At 35.1% G+C, this 20,340-nt stretch carries 14 protein-coding genes; 9 read left to right on the plus strand and 5 right to left on the minus strand.

All coding sequences use genetic code 11. The annotated features are described in order from the left end of the window. Positions 1–183 precede the first annotated feature (183 nt). The 7 genes from ACR30L_RS01395 (at position 184) to ACR30L_RS01425 (ending at position 9,818) form a co-directional block, all read left to right on the plus strand. A complete protein-coding gene (locus ACR30L_RS01395) occupies positions 184–1,887 on the plus strand; it encodes a hypothetical protein (protein WP_435236265.1) in 1,704 nt (567 codons plus the stop codon). A 264-nt stretch (positions 1,888–2,151) separates the two neighbouring features. Further along, the gene (locus ACR30L_RS01400) at positions 2,152–3,495 is read left to right on the plus strand and encodes an O-antigen ligase family protein (RefSeq protein ID WP_435236266.1); all 1,344 of its coding nucleotides are present in this window, start codon (positions 2,152–2,154) and stop codon (positions 3,493–3,495) included. A gap of 32 nt (positions 3,496–3,527) precedes the next feature. Then, positions 3,528–4,562, plus strand: coding sequence for a polysaccharide deacetylase family protein (locus ACR30L_RS01405; protein ID WP_435236267.1), 1,035 nt, complete (start codon positions 3,528–3,530; stop codon positions 4,560–4,562). Between the two features lie 48 nt (positions 4,563–4,610). Then, complete coding sequence (locus ACR30L_RS01410; RefSeq protein ID WP_435236268.1) at positions 4,611–5,738, plus strand: glycosyltransferase family 4 protein; 1,128 nt, start codon at positions 4,611–4,613, stop codon at positions 5,736–5,738. A gap of 8 nt (positions 5,739–5,746) precedes the next feature. Next, complete coding sequence (locus tag ACR30L_RS01415) at positions 5,747–6,913, plus strand: glycosyltransferase family 4 protein (protein ID WP_435236269.1); 1,167 nt, start codon at positions 5,747–5,749, stop codon at positions 6,911–6,913. Continuing rightward, entirely contained in the window at positions 6,913–7,794 is an 882-nt protein-coding gene (locus ACR30L_RS01420; RefSeq protein WP_435236270.1) for a sulfotransferase, read from the plus strand. Before ACR30L_RS01415 ends, ACR30L_RS01420 begins: the two co-directional genes overlap by 1 nt. Positions 7,795–8,252: 458 nt before the next feature. Further along, positions 8,253–9,818 carry a hypothetical protein gene (locus ACR30L_RS01425; RefSeq protein WP_435236271.1) on the plus strand — a complete coding sequence of 522 codons (1,566 nt, stop codon included), beginning with the start codon at positions 8,253–8,255 and terminating at the stop codon, positions 9,816–9,818. Positions 9,819–9,918: 100 nt separating this feature from the next. Here ACR30L_RS01425 and ACR30L_RS01430 read toward each other — a convergent pair whose 3' ends face one another. Further along, entirely contained in the window at positions 9,919–10,899 is a 981-nt protein-coding gene (locus ACR30L_RS01430; RefSeq protein WP_435236272.1) for a sulfotransferase domain-containing protein, read from the minus strand. Positions 10,900–11,214: 315 nt separating this feature from the next. On the opposite strand from ACR30L_RS01430, the gene ACR30L_RS01435 reads away from it, so the two are divergent. Continuing rightward, on the plus strand, positions 11,215–12,300 hold the full coding sequence (locus ACR30L_RS01435) for a hypothetical protein (RefSeq protein ID WP_435236273.1): 1,086 nt from the start codon (positions 11,215–11,217) through the stop codon (positions 12,298–12,300). Positions 12,301–12,370: 70 nt separating this feature from the next. On the opposite strand, the gene ACR30L_RS01440 is transcribed toward ACR30L_RS01435, so the two are convergent. Genes ACR30L_RS01440 through ACR30L_RS01450 form a run of 3 tightly spaced genes read right to left on the minus strand, consistent with a single transcriptional unit; the run spans position 12,371 to position 17,208 of the window. Continuing rightward, a complete protein-coding gene (locus ACR30L_RS01440; protein WP_435236274.1) occupies positions 12,371–15,490 on the minus strand; it encodes a multidrug efflux RND transporter permease subunit in 3,120 nt (1,039 codons plus the stop codon). Between the two features lie 8 nt (positions 15,491–15,498). Then, entirely contained in the window at positions 15,499–16,620 is a 1,122-nt protein-coding gene (locus ACR30L_RS01445; RefSeq protein WP_435236275.1) for an efflux RND transporter periplasmic adaptor subunit, read from the minus strand. Between the two features lie 9 nt (positions 16,621–16,629). Next, positions 16,630–17,208, minus strand: a complete 579-nt coding sequence (locus ACR30L_RS01450) for a TetR/AcrR family transcriptional regulator (protein ID WP_435236276.1) — start codon at positions 17,206–17,208, stop codon at positions 16,630–16,632. A 332-nt stretch (positions 17,209–17,540) separates the two neighbouring features. Between ACR30L_RS01450 and rep the strand changes: the two genes are divergently transcribed. Then, on the plus strand, positions 17,541–19,550 hold the full coding sequence (rep, locus tag ACR30L_RS01455; protein WP_435236277.1) for a DNA helicase Rep: 2,010 nt from the start codon (positions 17,541–17,543) through the stop codon (positions 19,548–19,550). Positions 19,551–19,647: 97 nt separating this feature from the next. Here the strand turns inward: rep and ACR30L_RS01460 are convergent, their stop codons facing one another. Next, entirely contained in the window at positions 19,648–20,292 is a 645-nt protein-coding gene (locus tag ACR30L_RS01460; protein WP_435236278.1) for a nitroreductase family protein, read from the minus strand. Positions 20,293–20,340: the final 48 nt, after the last annotated feature.

The following is a 20,340-nucleotide window of genomic DNA, read 5'->3' on the forward strand; positions in this document are numbered from 1 at the left end:
GTATATATTGTTTTTTTGATTGCGGTATATATAAAGTTATCCTAGATTTATATAAGTAAATTTTTACAAGCATTAAATTAATCGAATGAGAATAAATCATTTGTTGTTAATTTTAAGTTAAACATTACATTTTATAAAATATATTTATTAGTATTTAAATACTTAAATATATAAGAGGTTAATATGAATAAATTATTTTTGAGCCAATTATTGACCTGTGTATTAGGTTTAGTTGTATCTGGACCAATTTTAGCTGATTTTTCGCTTCCTCATGGAGTGCCTAATCCAAATGATACTTGGTTTATTGGTGATTCTACAGAAAGTGTTGTCGATCCTCTATCTGGTACAGCCCCTGAATCGTGGTCTATTGCAAAAGAATTAGGCCACCCAGTTTATTATATTGATAATACTAGTTCAGATGCAACTAATAGTAATAATGAATTTGGGTCTCCAGATAAACCTAGATTATCAATTCCGGAAACAACTTTTGAAGCGGGTAGTTATATCGAAATCCATGGTGGTCCTTATGATGGTGGAGGGCAAATTATATTTACTGGTAATGGTAATGCTTCTCAGCCTATTTGGTTTAGAGGAAAAAGTGCTGATGATAAAGGAAATATTAATGGTCAGATAATTGCCAAAGGTCAGTATATTTTTTTCGAAAACTTAGAATTTACAGAGGGTGGAAATTTATCTCTTAGAACTCATAAAAGCAGCACTATCTCAAATGTTGTTGTTAGAAATTCTATTTTCCATGGTGATGGCACTGTCGATGGAAATGGCTCTGCAATTTCTATTTACAGTACATCATCGGACGATCGCTTTCATGATTTTGTCGTGTACCAAAATGAAATTTATGAAATGGGAAATGATTTTAATGATGTCGATACTGCTTTGGGATTATCTGAGGAAAATGATGTTCATGGGATTCACCCAGATATTAATGTAGATAGGGTTTGGGTTCTTAATAATAAAATTCATAACATGGGGGGGGACTCTATTCAAATTGGTCGCGCATCTACTTCTGATGAAAATAGAGCAAATTATATTTATGTTGCAGGAAATGAGTTCTATAGTAATTTAGAAAATGCTGTAGATATTAAGAAATCGGACTATACATTAATTATTGATAATAAAATTTATGATTGGCGACAACATGTAGGTAATTCTTCTACTGGTACCGCTATCGTTATCCATAATGGAGCGACTAATAGCTGGATTGTTAACAATGAAATTACTGATGCCGCGAATGGTATTTCTGCTACGGGGGGGTCTTCTGAAGTTTGGATTTTAGGTAATTATATAAGTCAAATAAAACATCCTAACTGGGATACAGATTGGAGTAGTCAAAGTATTTATTCTTCTGGCTCTGCAATTCACTTCCGTGGTGGTTCGTATGGTGGAGCAGTGAATAATACGTTAATGTATATTGACAAACCGATTGAATCAGCAGAGGGAGGAAGTCAATTTATAAATAATATCATATATGAACGTAATGAAAGCTCAAGTTATGATATAAATATTGGGTCATCAAAAGTGACTAACATTATTAAAAATAATTTGATTTATCATTCAAATGAATCTAAAAGCTTAAAGAATGCAACATGTACTTCTTGTTTATATGATGAACCTAAATTTGAAACAGGAAATGATGTGGTTTATTTAACAGAAACTAATAGCAGTGTTATTGGCGCGGGTACTTCGATTGATAATATTCTAACACAATTTGAAAGTACATTTGGTACTGAGTTGAGCTTAGATATTCAAGGGGGCCTAAGAGTATTTGGGGATATAGATATTGGCGCTTATGAAAATCCTAATTCTAGTAATACCTCTTTTACATCTACACCCGAAGCACCTTCGAGTGTCGGAGTAGCTGAGAATTAATATTTAACTCTATATTATTGAAGAGCAAGTCTTAATAATAAAAAGATCTCTATTCTTAAATGACAGAGGTCTTTTTTTTTAGATGTGATTTATTATTTGCGTTGAACGTTTTGATATAGATTCGGGTATAATGTAGCTATGTTTTTGATATCGTTTTAGGTAGTTAATTTGATTCGTCTTTCTTTACTTACATTGTTGATTTGTTATTTGTCAGTTCTTGCCTGGAAAGATTGGTTTAAGTCCGCATGTTGGTTGGTTCTTTTAATGGCTGTTTTTCAACATCCAGATATGCCTAAATCGATTGCTGGAATTCCTGGTTTTAATCATTGGAATTTTTTATTTTTAAATGTCACTTTTTCATGGATGGTGAATAGAGGAAAACAACATTTAACGTGGGAAATGCCTGTTAAAATAAATTTGTTATTATTTTTTTATGGCTTTTTTATTGTATTAAGTGTTCTGCGTTATTTAAATGATATGAGTGGTGCGGTGGAATTTAATACTGTTTATGGTAGTGAGATGGATTCAACTCTAAGTATTATAAATGAGTATTTAATAAATTGTTTTAAGTGGGTAATACCAGCGATGATTATTTTTGATGGTTGCCGTGATCGTAAGCAATATAATTTTGCAATTCTTGCGATTGCCTTCTTATATGTACTACTTGCATTACAAGTGATTAAAGCGATGAAATTCGGTTCATTAACTCTTTCAGGTAATAGCTTACAAAGAAAGGCTTTAAAGATTTTATCTAGTAATGTCGGATATCATCGGGTTAACATGTCAATGATGATGAGTGGGGCTTTTTGGGCTGTATTTTGTTTGAAAGAATTCGTTAGTAAGAAGCTATATCTATTTTTAATAATTCCTTCTTGTTGCTGTATTTTGCTTGCAATGGCGATGACGGGGGGGCGAATGGGGTATGTTACTTGGGTTTGTTTAGGAGCCTTTTTTTGTATATTAAAATGGCGTAAATATTTATTGTTAGCGCCAGTTATATTGGGAGGGATTTTAATGGTGGCCCCTTCTGCAATAGATAGAATGGAATTTGGTATCACTTCTGAACCTGATGTTAATCAGACTGATACAATTAATTTTGAAGGCGAGGGAGTCGACACACATTCCTTAACTTCTGGTCGTGTATTAATTTGGCCCATGGTTTGGGAATCTATACAGGAGGCACCATTTTTTGGTCATGGTCGTAATTCAACCGTAAATGAAGGTATTACGCTGCAGCTTTTAATTATCTCAAATGGTCAAGAGTTATTTCCACACCCACATAATGCCTATTTGCAATGGATTGAAGATAATGGTTTTATTGGATTAATCCCTGTGTTCTTGTTTTATTTATTAATTATTAAATATGCATGGAGTTTGTTTAAAGATAAAAGAGAAACTATTTATGTAGTAACAGGAGGGCTGTGTTTGTCTTTAGTGTTAGCTTTTTTAATTGCCTCAATTGGCAGTCAGAATTTTTATCCTAGAGAGGGGGCTGTCGGAATGTGGGCAGCTATGGCGTTGATGCTTCGAGTGTACATTGAAAGAAAAAAAGTTGAAGATAAAAAACAAAGTAATTTGATTAATTCATTTATTAAAAAAGAAGTTTAATAATAGTTTCATGATGAGACAGGGAGTCTTATGTGTTAAATAAAATCAAATGTTGTTTGAAAAAAACTATTCTCGATTGTTTATCTTTATTAGGAATTTTAAACTACTTACATTATAAAAATAGAAATAAAGTAACAGTTTTAATGTTACATGGTGTGATGGCTCAAAATGAAAGCGTAAAATGGACCCCATTACGTCAACAACTCTTACCCAGTGAATTAGAACGGGTATTAGTCATACTATCTAAATATTACCATTTTATAACAATAGAACAGTGTGTTGATTTATTAGACGGAAGAATTGCTCCTATTGATAATGCGTTATTGATTACTTTTGATGATGGATATCGAAATACCTTGGATTATGCATTGCCTATTTGTGAGCGTTTTAATATTAAGCCAATGTTTTTTATTACAACGGGACATATTAATTCTGGTTTACCTTTTTGGTTTGATCGTTTGGATTATGCACTGCAACAAAATATGGGGGAAGAATCAATAAGATTTAATTATCATGGTGTTCAGTACGTTTTTGATACTAGTTCTCGACAAGCTTTGACTGATAGCTATAAAAAATTTAGAGATCAATGCAAAAACACATTTAATAATGATGCGGATCTGAATCAGTTATTTACTGCGTTATCAGAAATGCTTGAATCACGTTCAGGAAAGGCTTTAGCAGATATTTGTAAAGAAGATGATTGGTCTGCGATTGCTTCATGGCAAGAAATTGATAATGCATTTAAACAAAAACGAATTGATATTGGAAGTCATACGGTTAATCATTGGCGAATTGATAGTTTGTCTAAAAATGAGATATTAGAGCAATTGGTTAATTCTAAAAAAGAAATTGAAGCTAACTTATCAACTAAGTGTCATTATTTTTGTTATCCTAATGGTGATTACAATCAATTATCAATTGATTTACTAAAACAAACCCATTATAGGGCTGCTTTTACGACGGATCTTGGGCTATGTAAATCAAAAGATGAGTTAATGACGCTAAAGCGTTTTAATTTCCCTGTAAATAAAACGAAATCAGAAATTTTATACTTACTTAATCACTGAGCTAATTCATGAAAATTACTGATTAAATTTTAAAGAAAAGGTTAAATAATGGTAAAAATTTGTCTAGTGGCCCATCTTGCTTATGGTGCTATTACTGGTGGTTCGAAAGGTGCAATTGGTGGCGTAGAAAGACAAACAAGTCTAATGGCTAAATGGTTAGTTAAGCAAGGCCATAAAGTTTCATTATTAACTTGGACTGAGGGGCCGGCAGAAGATGAAATAGTCGATGGTGTGCAGGTTATTAAAATATGCCGTAAAGACTCTGGGTTGCCAGGTGTTCGGTTTTTTTACCCGAGGTGGACGGGGCTGATTGCTGCAATGAAACGAGCCGATGCTGACGTTTATTACCAAAATTGTGGTGAGTATGTGACAGGCCAAGTGGCGATGTGGTGTAAAGCTAATAATAAGAAATTTGTTTACTCATTGGCTAATGATGCAGATGCAGAACCAAGTCTCGCTGTTATGCATACGTTGAGAGAGCGTTGGTTATATAAATATGGATTATTAAACGCAGATCAAGTTATAGCTCAGACGAATACTCAAAAAAATTCGTTAAAAAAAGGTTTTAATCTAGATTCTATTATTATGCCAATGCCCTGTCCCGGGCCTACTCCAAGTGAATACAAACCACGGTCTTGGGGTGAAAACAAACCATCAATACTTTGGGCTGCGCGGATGCATCGAAGTAAGCGTTTGGAGATTTTATTGGAGGTGGCAGCTGAATTGCCTGAATATAATTTTGTTGTTGGTGGAAGCCCTGGTAAAGAGAGTGGATATTCTCAAGATTTAATAGATTCAATGAATAAAGCAGATAACATTGACTATTTAGGTATGGTAGCTCGAGCAGATATGCCTGCGCTTTATCGTTCTAGTACGCTGTTTTGTTGTACCTCTGAATATGAGGGATTCCCTAACACATTTTTAGAAGCATGGAGTCAAGGATTACCCATCGTTTCGACATTCGATCCTGATTCTTTAATTGAAGAAAAACAGCTAGGTTTAAGAGCAAAAAACAAAAATGAATTAGTATCTGGTATTCAGACCCTTTGTTCAGATAAAAAGCTTTGGGAAACTCATTCAAGTAATGCAAGAGAGTATTATCAAACAAACCATTCTGTAGATAATGTAATGGAACGGTTTGAAAATATTTTTATAAATATAACCAATCCGGTTTAAGGTCTATTATGGCTGTTATAAAACTTGCCTTTGTGACTCAGTTTCCTATTGATATAAATAAGCCACTGGGCGGCGTTGAAGCTGTCAGTGTTAATTTAGTCCGTTCTCTTTCTACGTATCAAAATCTTGATATTCATGTGATTACGCTATGCCCTGAAGTTTCCAAAAGTACTAAAGCGTACTGGAATAATGTGCTTGTCCATCGTTTGCCTAAACCAGTGGGAAGTGAATTGCTGAATGCAATAACTAAAAGTAAAAAGTTAATTTCTGATTATCTGTCAAAACTAAAACCAGATTTAATTCATGCTCACGATACATATGGAATCATGGTACAAGATGTCCATATTCCGAAAGTCTTTACTGTTCATGGTTTTATTTATGGTGATACGTTATTAGCGGGTGGAAAATTTAAATGGCTTCGATCTAAACTATGGGAATATGTAGAGAAAAAAAGTTGGTCAAAACAGCCTAATATTATTTCAATCAGCCCCTATGTGAGAGAACGAGTGTCATCCGTATCTCCGGCTATTATTTATGATATTGATAACCCTATTTCAAATACGTTTTTTTCTGTAAAACGTCAGGAAATACCTAATACCATTTTTACATCAGCTGTTATTTGTCCACGTAAAAACAGCCTTCAATTAGTTAAAGCCGTTAATTTATTGATTAAGATGGGATATGACATTCAGCTCAGAGTTGCAGGCAGTATCGGCGATAAAGATTATGCACAATCACAACTTGATTGGATTCAACAGCATAAACTAGAAGATAACGTGAAATTTTTGGGAAGAATATCCACTCAACAGGTCATGCAAGAGTTAAGCACTGCTTCTATTTATGCTTTAACTTCCTTAGAAGAGAATTCCCCGATGGGAATTGAAGAGGCTATGGCTGTTGGAGTGCCTGTTATTACATCGAATCGATGTGGAATGCCTTATATGGTAAAAAACAGTGAAACAGGTTATTTGATTAACCCATTCGACGAAAAAAATATTGCAGACAAAATAAAGATAATACTAGATAACAAAAAGTCAAAGCTGGATATGGAAAGTAAATCGAGGTTGATAGCTACTGAATCATACCACTCAGAGAAGGTAGCTGAACGGACTTATTTTGTATATGAAGAAATAAATAAAGCCTTAATTAATGAATCTAATTTAAAGAGGTTGTAATGAAAGATGTGTTAGTACGCCCGATAATATTCATTGGTGTTCCTCGGTCTGGAACGACTATTATTGCTGAAACAATTTTGTCGAATAACACATTAGCATGGCCAAGTAATTATAGTGATCGCTTTCCTAAGCTAGTTAGCCTTAATGTTTTAAGACGTTTTTTCCAAAATAAATATATCGATATACATGGTAATAAGAGCCAATTACATAAAGTGGGTATTTTGAACAAATATGCTTTTAAAGCAGATGAAAGTTACCCTATGTGGGATTATTTGATTGGTGAAGAATTTTCAAAGGGAGTCATAAATAGAGAAGCAACAGAGATTGAAAAGAAATCAATACGTCGTTACTTTTCGTCGTTAGTGCGAAAACAAGGAAAAGAAAGGTTAGCTTTTAAAATTACAGGTCCATCTCGAATAAAATTTCTTCAGTCAATATTTCCCGATGCTTGTTTTATTCGTGTTAAACGTAAAAGCATTCCGACTATTAGTTCATTGATGAATGTTGATTTTTGGAAAAATGGAGGGGCTAATAATATTTGGTGGAATGGTTTAGTTGACTCAAAAAATGAAAAAAAAATTAACGGAATTAAGAATTCACAGTTGCAGCTCACTGCTTACCAAGTTTATAAATTAAATGAACTTACATTAAAGGAAATTAAAGTAACGAAAGCTAATATCATCGAGTTAAATTACGAAAACTTTTTAACAAACCCAGACTCTGAAATACAAAGAATATGTGTATTTTGTGGTCTAGGTTTTTCAATCGAAATAAAGAAATATTTAACTTGTAATCCACTCATTAATCGAAATAAAGAAGATACAGAATACTTCAGTCAAAAAGAGCTTGAGCAAATTAAAAATATTAAAGCATTTATATAGAATTGTTGGGATATTTGTAACGTGTTGTTATTTAAAACTAATATTTTTGTGTTATTAGTTTATACATGATGTAAATCGTACTTATTATCTGAATATGAGTTTTAATATAACTTTGCTTATTTTTTATTAAAATAGCTCCACTAAGCAGATCAACTGATCTCAGTTATCTTTGTTAAGTTCGTTAAACTACTTATTTAAATTGTGTGTCGGTTAGCTTAAATTTGTTAGTGCTCTGATATTAAAGTATGTATCCATAGGCTGCTTTATTAAATCGTGACCTGTTTAAATTTACCTTTTAGAAAAATAAATATGAATAATTGAATAAATTAATATATTAGCTGTTTTATTCTGGGTTAATTTAATTGGAAAGTTAGATTATTAATATTATTAATTTGTTTTATTTAGAATGTGAGGCTAATTTTATTGGAGGAAGTTTTATCTAATGTGGGAGTAAGACAATGCTCAATATACTAAAAAAAGGACTTTTTAACTTTTTAGTTGAAAAGTCTACTGGGTTAAAAATAGCTACAGTTGTAGCTGTAGTTCTGTGTGGGGGGGTTATATATAAAGGTTGGCAAAACCATCAAAAGAACGAAGTGTTTAAACTAGTAAATGAAAATATTGAAGTCTTACCAACAGCATCAGGTAATCAATGGGTGGTTAATTGGGTCGATAATGCCGATGATGAAACAGGTTTTAAGATTGAACGAAAGCAAGGGGTAAGTGGCGATTTTTCTCTTATTGCGACTGTTGATTCGGATATGACTTCATATACAGATTCAGATATTACGAATAGTGGTACGTATTGTTACCAAATAGGTGCATTTAATAATGCAGGAACCGCTTATTCAGATGAAGCATGTATAGATGTGACTGTTATGGAAGATGAAATTTTAGATTCATCTAATACTTTATCTGAAGTTAGCGAAAATGTTTCTAGTTTTGAAGCTGGGAGTGCAGATATTTCGTATGATTTTGTAGACAAAATTACAGAAATAAATCTTGAGGGTCGAGAATTTTATAGTTTTAAATCTGATGCTACATATAATTCTGAATTTAGTGATGATAGTGTAAGTTCTATTAATTATAAAATAAATGATGGAAAAATGTATTATGTGGATTCATCATCTTTATTTGTTTTAAAAGATCAGGAGGAAGAATTAGATAATGGTTTTGTTAGTATGAATTATGATTCATCTAATAATGTTGATTTTACTCTTAACGGTAATGGGGAAGAGCAGGTTGCTTCAGTTTATTTATCTATTGGGGCTTGGACTGATGATGAAGCAAGTATTCTAATTTCTGCCGGAGAAAATAGTGAAACCATTACTTTACCTAAAGGTTATACTTGGTATTATTTAAAGATTGATATAACTTTTGATACTTTAGCACAAGTAACTATCAAGCCTCTTGGTAGCTTTGGCGGCTATAGTAAAATAAAAGTGGCTGGTGTTTTGTTAAATAATGCGACAGAAGGTTATGTTGTTGAAGATGAAGTTAGCGAAAGCGAACCAGGTGTTGCATATTTTAACTTTGCTAATTTAGATAGCGTTGCGGAAATTGATATAACGGATACAGAATATGTTACTTCTGAATTTATTACGGGTAATACTGATTTAAGTTCTGGTTCTGTGAGTGCAATAAATTATGAGGGCACTAGTAAATATGCAGATGGTATCTATACCTTTATTGATAATGGAGATACTGTCGCTCTAGGAAATACTCAAATTTCTTGGGATAAAGATAGTTCTATTTCCCTTAAACTAAATAGTGATAATGACGATTTCGTTCAAGCATCACTATATCTTCAAGCTGGAGCTTGGGTAAGTACTGATATCAAGACGATTGAATTAATATTAACACTGAATGGTGAAGAGCATATAATTGAATTAACGAAGGGGTATAAATGGTTTTATATACGCATTGATTTTGAATTTTCAGGAGAGGTTGAGGTAAAATTAAACCCAGAAAGTTCAATTGGTGGGTATAGTAAAATCAAGTTCGCTGGGTTAACTATGCAGTGATGAGTAATATGCATTAAACGGTTAGGCGATAGAACTATATAAATTGAGCTAATTGATTAAGAATCCGATGTTATTAGTAACATCGGATTTTTTATGAGTATTAATTAACTCCATGAATTTTTTTTAATACATTTATGTTTGGCATTCCATTTTCGCCATACAACTCATGTAACTCAAAATGTTTCATAATGTTCAACCCATCTTCAATAATATTTAATGGTATTTCGTCTTTCCAAGACAAAATTGGAGAGGTACCGGATAATAAATTACTGTCTTTTCCAATAACATGACTGGGTTTACTAAGGAATTCATCGGTAAAAGTAATGTTTGTTTTTTGAGGGGATGATGTGCCCCATAAAAACTCAAATATTTTAGTTATTTCATCATTTGGGTTTTCATAAATGCATTCATAAAAACATATGTGAATACTGCTTGGTTTGAATTGTTTAAGGGGAATATAGTTAATAATTGACCAGATCAAAATTTGATTTAATATATAGTTATTTCTAGCACTAACCTCTTTTATTAAATCTTCAAAAGGGAGTAGATAATCTTCTCGTAATGAAGCTTGATTTAATAGTTCTAATGGGTCTGTCCCCCAAAACCAGTTTTTCTTTTTGGACTTTGATAATGCAACTGAAAAAGGGTTCCTAATTAATAATATAGGTTTGATATTAGGAAATTCGAGTGATGTTGGATAACATAATAAGTTTGCAAAAATATCTTTTATCAGTAAACCTTTATATAGAAGCGTGTGGCTTCCTACATCAACTTTCTTATTTGTGTATTTACCGCTGAAGAGTGTAGATGAAATGGATTTCAATTCTTCGTTTATCTCATTCGGACGGTAATATTGATGGGGCACTATAAAGTGCATATCAATATTACGTTTTGGATGAAAAGGCTCAAATATTTCTCTAAATTTTTTGTCATGGTTGATGAGATTTGCAACCCATGTTGTTCCGCTTCTTCCATCACCCAAAAGCCAAATAATATCGTTGTAATTGTTAAGGATATAATTCGCCTTGAAAATTAATTTCAAACATGCTTTTTTTATGTTTGATTTAATATTACCTTTCATTAATTTTGACATCCTTTTCTGGTTCTCATCAGAGATATAAAGAAGAGAGACTACCTTTTTTTTTACTTTTTTTAAATGGTTAAATTATAGATACAATGCGTAATTTATGATTATTTTAAGAGGACAAAGCTTTATTTACTGATTGAGTTGATGTTTCTTAATATAAATATTGTTGTTATATTATATGTTATAAATTCTTTAAAAATTATATAGATATAATACATGTAACGTACAAATGTATTATTATACTGCTTTGTGTTTTGGGAGGCATTCATAAAGTGCAATATACTTCATCAACTCTAAGGGATGAGCCCCGTGTCAAAAATAAAATGTAAACTAATTTCCCATTCATTGAGTCATCATTTAAGCCAAATTTATACAGGTTTTTTGTTGCTAGCTAAACGGGGTCTTATTGAGTTAGAGCAGGAGTTAAGTGATGATGTCATAATTGATAAAACAAGAGCGCAACATCTTCAAGATGCGCGTCATGCTCATTTAACCGTTGTTTTAAATGACCAATTGACTATTCATTATGATACTCACGATGCAATTGAAGTAGATGAACAGTATCTTCAAAATTGCGATATTTATTTTAAACGCTCATTTTCGGAGTCTTATATTGGTAAAACACCTAAATACTCGAATAAGATATTTCCATTAGGGCTTAACTATAAAGTTTTAAGTAATGATGTTGATTGGCTTGCTGTTAAAAGAGTATTTGGATTAAATTATAAGTTAAACCAAAAATGCGCGGCTTTATTTGAATCTCTTGATGTATATAATTTTATTAAGGCCACACCTAGGTTAAAAGCATTAGAGGCATTACCCTATAACCTGCCTGCTAAAGCTTTGTTTTTGGTGACTGCATATGATCCTTATAATAATCCAGAAAGAAGTGAATTTAAGGCCGAAGAAAGAGCGCATATTAATGAAAGTAGAGCAAATTGTATCCGTTTGTTGAGAAGAGAGCTCGGTGATAAATTCTTTGGTGGTTTTCAACAAACTGATTTTACCGTTAAGCATTACAAAAACTTGTTGGTTCCAGATAATAGAATCACCCGAAAAGGAAATTACCTTAAAAACTTAAGATCTTATCCTATCTGTATTGCAACGACGGGACTGCATGATTCGATAGGTTGGAAATTTGCTGAATATGTTGCACTTTCTAAGGCGATTGTTTCTGAGAAACTAATGTTTGAAGTACCAGGTGATTTTGCTAAAGATAAAAACTATCTTGAATTTACTACACCTGAAGAGTGCGTTACACAGTCTTTAACATTGATGGAAGATCCTCAATTGAGATATCAAATGATGATAAACAATGCTCGTTATTATCAATCTAATCTTAAACCTGATTGCTTAATCTTAAATACATTACTGAAATCACTTTCTCTGTTGTAATTTATTAAAAAAGCCACTGTTATAGCAATAACAGTGGTTTTTTATTTTGCATGATTAACCCATTGAGCTTTTAACTTTCTTGTTCTTTATTTTCTAGCAGTTTAGGTTTTCTTCCTTCATGTATCTTATGCACAATCGTTTCATCAAAGACTTGTGTTTCTTTGTGTGAACTTGCAACAAAGGAATAAATCACTGGTAATATCAGTAGCGTAAATAACGTTCCGATTGATAAACCTGCCACGATAACGATACCAATATCAAAACGACTGACCGCACCTGCGCCACTGGCGAATAGTAATGGTATCAGACCCGCAACCATCGCGGCGGTTGTCATTAGAATTGGGCGTAACCGAACGGTTGCTGCTTTTTTTACGGCATCAATACGACTTAATCCATGATTTAATTGTTCTTCCTTCGCAACTTCAGCAATCAAAATACCATGCTTAGTAATTAATCCTACCAAGGTAATTAAACCTACCTGTGTGTAGATATTCATGGTTGCCGCTCCCCAAGCAAGTGCGACTAATGCACCACTGATCGCAAGAGGAACCGTCATCAAGATAACTAATGGATCACGAATACTTTCAAATTGACTCGCAAGTACTAAGAAAATAATCAATATAGCTAATATAAAAGTGATGTATAACGCGCCGCCTTCGGTAACGAATTGACGTGCTTCCCCAAGATAATCATGACGATAACCCTGTGGTAATTTAGTTTCAGCAATATTCTCAAAGAAATCAATTGCATCGCCCATTGCTACTCCGGGTGATAATACGGCCCCGATGGTGGCACTGTTTAATTGATTAAAGTGAGGTAAAGAGCGTGGCTCAGCAACGACATCGATGCTAATTAAGTTACTTAATGGCAGCATATCGCCATTTTTAGCGCGAACAAAAAAGTTACCTAGCTTATCAGGAGAAAGACGATATTTTCGTTCAACCTGAGCGATTACTTCATAACTACGGCCATCAAGGTCAATACGGTTTAAGTAACCATCACTTAATAAGGTCGCTAAGGTCGCACCGATATCTTGCATAGTGACACCATAGGCGCCTGCTTTATCACGATCTACTTTAATATTCATGGTGGCAGAGTCAAAGGCCAAATCCAGTTCAGAATAAACAAAGTTTGCATTAGCTTGCGTTTCTGCAAGTACATCCGTTGCAATACTCACTAAGCTCTCAAATGAATTACCTGTTGTAATAACAAACTGTACCGGTAGACCGCCGGATGAACCTGGTAATTCAGGCATTTGGAAAGCGGTTGTTGCTACTGCTGCTACATTATTAAAGACAGGTTGAAGTTCAGCCGCAAGTTGTTTTGGATCTTTATCGCGTTGACTCCAAGGTTTTAAAATAGCAATCCCGAATGCTTGGTTTGCATTAGGTACACCAGATATCGCCAAAGTACTATGTACTTCTGGTTGTTCGCCAATTTCGCTAGTGATTGCTCCAATACCATTTTGAATATAATCAAGGTTGGCGTTAGAAGGCGCTTTAGCCATCATCATAAATGCACCATTATCTTCTTTAGGCGCTAATTCAGAGGGAATAAATTTGAATAAAAACGGTAAAGAGACAAATACTAAAATAGCAAATATGATAATTGCAGGGCGTCGTGTCATTAACTTATCGAGTAAACGAGAATAAGCATTCGTTAGGCCCGATAAAGTTGATTCCACTCTGCGTTCAAAGGCATTGGGTTGATGGTTGCTCTTAAGCATTGCACTACACATCATTGGTGATAATGTTAGTGCGATAATCCCAGAGACAAAAACCGAGCCGGCAAGGGTTAATGCAAATTCCGAGAATAATGAGCCAGTTATGCCTCCCATTAATGCAATCGGAGCATACACAGCGGCAAGGGTAATCGTCATTGATATAACCGGGACTGCGATTTCACGTGTACCGATAATTGCAGCTCGGAAGGGATCTTCACCTGCTTTTATATGCCGGTCAATATTTTCAACCACCACGATCGCATCATCAACCACCAAACCGATTGCGAGTACCATTGCTAATAATGTCATCAGGTTTAGCGTAAAACCAAATAGTTGCATTACCACCATAACACCAATCAATGATAGAGGAATCGTGACGATAGGCACGATAACTGCGCGCCATGAGCCTAAAAAGAGAATCATGACGAATAATACAATTAAACCCGCTTCAACAATCGTCTTGATTACCTCTGAAATTGATTCTTGTATCGCCAAGGTTGAATCGTATAGCACATTCATATCAATGGAACTTGGGTTGTTTTTCTCAAGTCCTGGCAGCATTTCACGTACACCGGCTGTAATGTCTAATGGATTAGCCGATGGTGCCGCATCAATTGCAACGACAACGGCTTCATTACCATTTGCCATAGTACGAGTGACATCATGGCTTTTTTCTAAAGAAACGCGCGCAATATCTTGTAAACGAATCACTTTACCGTCATCACGAGTAGCGACAATGAGATTTTCTAGCTCAGACGTTGTAGTAACTTGCGTTTTTGTATTCCCATTCACTAGGGTGAAATAGCTGTTTGCTTGTCCTGTCGCCGATTGAATATTGTTGGCTTGTAGGATTTGCGCAACATCACTCGTTGTTAAATTAAAACCAGCCATACGTTCCGGATCAAGCCAGATCCGCATTGCAAATTTAGTTCCTCCATAAAGGTTAACTTTAGCGACACCATTAATACTGAAGAATTGTGGTTTAACAACACGTTCTAGGTAATCGGTGATCTGACTTGCATTTAACTGTTCACTTGAAAAAGCGATATAGATAACCGATGTTGTTGAACCCGTACTCATATCAATGGTTGGATCTTCAGCTTCGCTGGGTAGTTGAGAACGAACACTGTTTACCTTAGCAAGGATATCGGCGACTGCACCATTAGGGTCAGTGTTTAGTTTCATATAAACTTTAATGCTGGAGCTACCCATAAAGCTTTGCGATGAAATAAAATCGATATTGTCTGCCTGAGCAATGGCTTGCTCAATCGGTTGGGTAATAAAGCCTTGAATTAAATCAGCATTTGCACCGTAATACCCGGTTGAAACCGTGACTACCGTATTGGTCATTTTAGGGTATTGACGCACTTGCATACTGTTTAAAGCCTGTAAACCAAGTAAAACAATCAACAGGCTTAATGATACTGCCAAAACGGGTCGGCGTATAAATATATCTGTAAAGTTCATAGGTCCGCCTACAGTGCTGGAATTTCAGATGGAATATTTAAAAGATCAGATTCAATAACTTTTACATGTGCACCATTACTTAAACGAACTTGTCCACTGGTAACAACAATATCTCCTGAATTTAACCCACTTAATACATGAACCGATCCATTTTGACTTTTGCCTAAGGTGACGATCCGTTGGGTGACCTTTTTAAATGTGTTTCCTTGGTCATCTTGTTGTTCGGTTAGTAAATAAACTGTTTCACCATAGAGTGTATAATTAATAGCCGTTTCAGGAATAGTGATCTGATCTTTTAATGTAGGAAGAATAATATTGGCTTTTGCGAACATGCCTGAACGTAGTTTTTGGGCTACATTTGGAATGTCTGCTTGAACTTGAATGACGCCACTTTGAAAGTTAACGGCAGGTTCAATTGCTGAAATTTTCCCAGTAAAAGCAGTATCGGGCTCTGCATCGACAAAGATATTCATTGGTTGGCCAACGTAGATTTTATTCAAATCATTTTGGGCAACGGTAAAGCGAATGCGCATGCGGCTTACATCTTCTAGGCGAACTATTTCAGTACCTGCGCTTAAATACTCACCCATATAAACATTACGTAAACCAGTGATACCATCAAAAGGAGCTTTTATTGTGCGGCGATTAATTGTCGCTTTATAGCTTTCAATTTGCCCCTGTAGGCTTAATAGCTCTGCTTCTGCATCATCAACTTGGCCCTGAGAAACGGAGCCTTTACTTAAAAGTGATGTCATACGTTTGTAGTTGCTTTGAACAGCTGAAATACGTCCCTGTGCAGCCTTCAAGTTAGCTTGTTCAACATTTGAATCAAGTGAAAGCAGTAGATCGCCCGCTTTTAGTTTTTGACCGGATTCAAAATTTATTTTGACAACTTTACCTGCTACTTCACTGGCAACCGTAACCCCTTGAATGGGTTCAATGAAGCCAATGGCACGTAGATGAGGAGTCCAATCTTCAAGTTGGGCCGTTGTGACCGTAACAGGAAGTTCAGGGATAGGGCGATTGGCTAGGTATTCCTTTATTTTTACAGCTTTAAACGCATTGAAGCCAATGACGCTTCCAAAGACAAGTATTGCGATAAGTATTGCCGAAGCGATCCATTTTTTCATTTTTTTTCCTTAATGATTGGACTGAAAATCTTTTTGAATAATTAACCAAGAAGCATTTCTTACTTGATTGATTTGTGTTTGATCTAAGTCGATGCAGTTATTCATTACTTTTTTAGCAAGCGTGATGGCACTGTTAAAACTTAGGGTCATTAATGCAGGTATTTTCCAGTTATGAAAGCGTTGTTCGTCTATTCCCTGTTGAAAAAATTCCATCAAAGGAAAGAGCGTTTGACTGTCAAAGAAAGCAGCTTGTTCTTTAGCTAAACTGGGTTGTGAAAACAGCATTTCAATAACGATGGTGCGTTGTGGTTTTTGTAATACAGCATTAAAGGCGTTATCCCATAGTTGCTTATATTTATGTTCAGGCGTTTGTTCATCGGACCAACCTTCAAAAAAAACTTCAGCCGTTTCATGGGTAATATGTAGGTATAGCTCATTAATTAACGCTTCTTTATTTTCGAAGTAACGGTAAATCGTTCCCGCTGCAACACCGGCAGTATCGGCTAATAATTTCATGGATAAACCATATAAACCACGCTCTGCGAGCAAGGTTTCTGCTGTCATTAATATTTTTTGTCGTTTGCTCATAAAGCCCCCGAGTGAATGAACGTTCATTATCGTTAGTTTTTATAATTATGCAACAGTAAAATTCATTTAAACGACAAATTAATGGTCAGAAACTTGTGAATGGTTTTGTGTTAACAGTATTTAAAAATTGTGAGCAATGACACAATTATAGAGACGAACTTTTAAAATGCATTAAAAACAAAATATTTATTATTTTGTTTTTTTTTATATTGATGAGTAACAATGTTTTTTGATACGTAATGGTTTAGGAATAGGTGAGATCCTATTGTTGATTGGTATTCCAATAAAAGTGACGTAAAATCTTTGGCTGTTATAAGTATTTAGGAAAAAACATGAAGCTTAATCCCGGACAAGATGCAGCAGTAAAAATGATTTCTGGTCCCTGTCTTGTTTTAGCGGGGGCTGGAAGTGGTAAAACCCGTGTAATTACCAATAAAATAGCTCACTTAGTGCAGAAATGTGATTATCAGGCTAAAAATATTGCCGCCGTTACATTTACCAATAAAGCTGCTCGCGAGATGAAGGAACGTGTGAGTCAGACCCTAGGGCGAAAAGAAGCGCGAGGATTAATGGTTTCGACCTTTCATTCGCTAGGATTAGATATTATTAAACGAGAATATAAAACCCTAGGGATGAAAGCGGGGTTCACTTTGTTTGATGATCAAGACACCTTGGCACTTTTGAAAGAGTTGACAGAAAAACAATTACAGGAAGATATGGATCTGCTTAAGGCATTGATTACACAGATATCAAACTGGAAAAATGCTTTAGTGTTACCGCCACAGGCGATTAAACATGCGCAAGGTGAACGAGATGTTTTATTTGCGCACTGTTATGATCTTTATCAACGTCAATTAAAAGCTTATAACGCCTTAGATTTCGACGATTTAATTGTATTACCGACGTTATTGTTAACTCATAAGGAAGAAGTGCGTTTACGCTGGCAGAAAAAAATTCAATATCTACTGGTGGATGAGTATCAAGATACGAATACCAGTCAATATGAGCTAATTAAATCATTGGTTGGCGAAAGGGCGCGTTTTACCGTTGTAGGTGATGATGACCAATCTATTTATTCTTGGCGTGGTGCTCGGCCTGAGAACTTAATGCTATTACAACGTGATTTTCCACAATTAAAAGTAATTAAACTGGAACAAAATTATCGTTCGAGTCAGCGCATATTAAAATCGGCCAATGTCCTGATTGCTAATAATCCCCATGAATTTGATAAGCGCTTGTTTAGTGAGCTTGCTTACGGTGAACCGATAAAAGTGCTGTTTGCTAAAAATGAGCAACATGAAGCAGAGAGGGTCGTGATGGAGTTATCGGGTCATAAATTTATGAATGGCTCATCCTTTAAGGATTATGCGGTGCTTTATCGAGGCAATCATCAAAGTAGATTACTCGAAAAAGTCTTAATGGAAAACCGTATTCCCTACCGTATTAGTGGAGGTACGTCGTTCTTTGCGCGCAGTGAAGTAAAAGACATCATGGCTTATTTAAAACTTTTGGTAAATCATGAAGATGATAATGCTTTTTTAAGAACTGTTAATACACCACGTCGTGGGATTGGTCCTGGCACATTAGAAAAATTAGGCAGTTATGCGAATATGCGTCAAAGTAATTTATTTGCCTGTAGTTTTGAAATGGGACTTGAGCAAACATTGTCAGGTAAAGGATTACAATCGCTACAGTCTTTTACGCGATGGTTAGTTGAATTAAATGATCGTCTAAAACGGGAAGAGCCCGTTGATGTTGTTCGCGATCTTATTCGGGACATTGGTTATGAAGATTGGTTATATGAAAGTAGCCCTAGCCCGAAAGCCGCAGAAATGCGTATGAAAAACGTATCGACGTTATTTAAATGGGTAACTGAAATGCTTAAGGGAGATGATCTCGACGAAGAGATGACCCTTGAGCAGGTTGTTGCACGATTAACGCTACGCGATATGCTTTCTCGTAATGAAGAAGATGAAGAGCTAGACCAAGTGCAATTAATGACTTTACATGCATCTAAAGGTTTGGAGTTTCCATTTGTATATATGGTCGGCATGGAAGAGGGAATTTTACCGCATCAAGTGAGTATTGATGAAGATAATGTTGATGAAGAGCGTCGTCTTGCCTATGTAGGTATTACGCGAGCTCAACAAGAACTCACTTTTATATTGGCTAAGGAGCGAAATCAATATGGTGAGATAATTAAGCCAACACCAAGTCGATTTTTATCTGAATTGCCACAGGATGATTTAGATTGGGAAAGCGGTCCTAAGAAAAAAACAGAAGAGCAAAAAAAACAAGTTGCTGAAAAAGGAATGGCAAGTTTGCGTGCTTTGTTTGATTAGTGGAAGTTTGGGAAACTTATAAGCGAATAGGCTGGAAGCCATGTTTAGACTCCAGCCCTTATTGATTTCGTTAGATGTTTTAATAACTTTCTTACTTTTAATTTATTTCCGTAATCATCTTGTTACGAGGAAAGCGGATTTTTGCTGCTTTGTCTAATGTATTAAAATCATCTGGTGCACGTTCGCCGATGACGGCACTTACAACAGAAGTTAAGCCTTTTTCTTTTAAGCCAAGTAGCTCATCCATTGCCTTTTTGTCGAAGCCTTCAATCGGACAGCTATCGATACCTAATAATGCACAGGATGTTAAAAACTGTCCAAGCACAATATAGACTTGACGAATTAACCATTCTTGGCATTCATCGGAAGGCATACCTGCAAGGTAGTCCGTTAGCATCGCAACCCGTTCTTGATTGACTTCCACACCACGAATGTTAGCCGTGAGTGCTTCTAATTCTAATAGGTCTTCTTGACTAAAGTCCGTTTTAGCGCAAAAGATGAAAAGATAAGCGCCGTCTTTGTACTTACCTTGATTGTTTGGCCAGCTGGCTTCTGCTAAGCGTGCTTTTTCTGCAGGATCGCTGATTGCGAACAGATGCCAAGCTTGTGAGTTAATCGACGTTGGTGCAAGTGTTAAGCTATTTAATAAAGCGTCTACTTTTTTCTTATCAATGGTGGTGTTTTTTTTAAATACTTTAGTGCAATAACGTTGTTGAAGTGCCGTTTCTAATGTTTCTAACATTCTTTTATCCTTCCTATTCGCCAGAAAGGAGGGCTTTCTGGCCTATTG

The sequence above is a fragment of the Psychromonas saccharinae genome, assembly GCF_051201515.1.
Taxonomy (GTDB): Bacteria; Pseudomonadota; Gammaproteobacteria; order Enterobacterales; family Psychromonadaceae; genus Psychromonas.

What these genes read in the sequence shown, in the direction of transcription:
- ACR30L_RS01400 (WP_435236266.1), top strand. Translation starts at nt 2,152, where the DNA reads ATGGCTGTTTTTCAACATCCAGATATGCCTAAATCGATTGCTGGAATT.
- ACR30L_RS01410 (WP_435236268.1), top strand. Translation starts at nt 4,611, where the DNA reads ATGGTAAAAATTTGTCTAGTGGCCCATCTTGCTTATGGTGCTATTACT.
- ACR30L_RS01440 (WP_435236274.1), bottom strand. Translation starts at nt 15,490, where the DNA reads ATGAACTTTACAGATATATTTATACGCCGACCCGTTTTGGCAGTATCA.
- ACR30L_RS01430 (WP_435236272.1), bottom strand. Translation starts at nt 10,899, where the DNA reads ATGAAAGGTAATATTAAATCAAACATAAAAAAAGCATGTTTGAAATTA.
- ACR30L_RS01450 (WP_435236276.1), bottom strand. Translation starts at nt 17,208, where the DNA reads ATGAGCAAACGACAAAAAATATTAATGACAGCAGAAACCTTGCTCGCA.
- ACR30L_RS01460 (WP_435236278.1), bottom strand. Translation starts at nt 20,292, where the DNA reads ATGTTAGAAACATTAGAAACGGCACTTCAACAACGTTATTGCACTAAA.
- ACR30L_RS01415 (WP_435236269.1), top strand. Translation starts at nt 5,747, where the DNA reads ATGGCTGTTATAAAACTTGCCTTTGTGACTCAGTTTCCTATTGATATA.
- ACR30L_RS01395 (WP_435236265.1), top strand. Translation starts at nt 184, where the DNA reads ATGAATAAATTATTTTTGAGCCAATTATTGACCTGTGTATTAGGTTTA.
- ACR30L_RS01425 (WP_435236271.1), top strand. Translation starts at nt 8,253, where the DNA reads ATGCTCAATATACTAAAAAAAGGACTTTTTAACTTTTTAGTTGAAAAG.
- ACR30L_RS01445 (WP_435236275.1), bottom strand. Translation starts at nt 16,620, where the DNA reads ATGAAAAAATGGATCGCTTCGGCAATACTTATCGCAATACTTGTCTTT.
- ACR30L_RS01420 (WP_435236270.1), top strand. Translation starts at nt 6,913, where the DNA reads ATGAAAGATGTGTTAGTACGCCCGATAATATTCATTGGTGTTCCTCGG.
- rep (WP_435236277.1), top strand. Translation starts at nt 17,541, where the DNA reads ATGAAGCTTAATCCCGGACAAGATGCAGCAGTAAAAATGATTTCTGGT.